At 47.3% G+C, this 334-nt stretch carries 1 rRNA gene; it reads left to right on the forward strand.

The features are described 5' to 3' along the window. Nucleotides 1-78: 78 nt before the first annotated feature. Nucleotides 79-334: ribosomal RNA gene (locus ACZYR9_RS27625) — 23S ribosomal RNA — on the forward strand; the annotation flags it as partial.

Below are 334 nucleotides of genomic sequence, written 5' to 3' on the forward strand. Positions count from 1 at the left end.
AAATGCTGAATCATCCTTAGATCTTTTGATCTTGATTACGTGGAGTTATATGTTTTTTGAAATGTATAACGAAGCATTGGTTAAGCTAATAAGAGCACACGGAGGATGCCTAGGCACCAGGAGCCGATGAAGGACGTGGCGAACGACGAAATGCCTCGGGGAGCTGTAAGCAGGCTTTGATCCGGGGATGTCCGAATGGGGGAACCCGCGTATCGTAATAGATACGTACCATGCAGTGAATACATAGCTGCATCGGAGGCAGACGAGGGGAACTGAAACATCTAAGTACCCTCAGGAAAAGAAAACAAAAGTGATTCCGTCAGTAGCGGCGAGC

Source organism: Paenibacillus sp. F024 (assembly GCF_057814255.1).